A 251-nucleotide genomic window follows, 5' to 3' on the forward strand; every position below is an offset into this window, starting at 1 on the left:
CGGCCCCGGCGACCCGGACCCGCATTTCGTCGGCCCGGGCGGACGGCTCCGTGACCGCTTCCCCGCGGGGCGGCTGCCTGCCTGGCTCGGCGAAGGCGAACTCGACGTCTACGCCGAGGAGTTCGAACGCACCGGCATGACCGGCGCCCTCAACCGCTACCGGAACATGGACCGCGACTGGCAGGACCTCGCCGGCTTCGCCGGAGCACCCCTCCCCCAGCCGTCCCTGTTCCTCGGCGGCGGCCTGGACG

Annotated in this window: 1 pseudogene; it reads left to right on the plus strand. The window is 74.5% G+C overall.

The window, feature by feature from the left end:
• Positions 1 to 251, plus strand: a pseudogene (locus AOK24_RS45590) (alpha/beta hydrolase); the annotation flags it as partial.

This window comes from Streptomyces niveiscabiei, assembly GCF_001419795.1.
GTDB lineage: Bacteria > Actinomycetota > Actinomycetes > Streptomycetales > Streptomycetaceae > Streptomyces > Streptomyces niveiscabiei.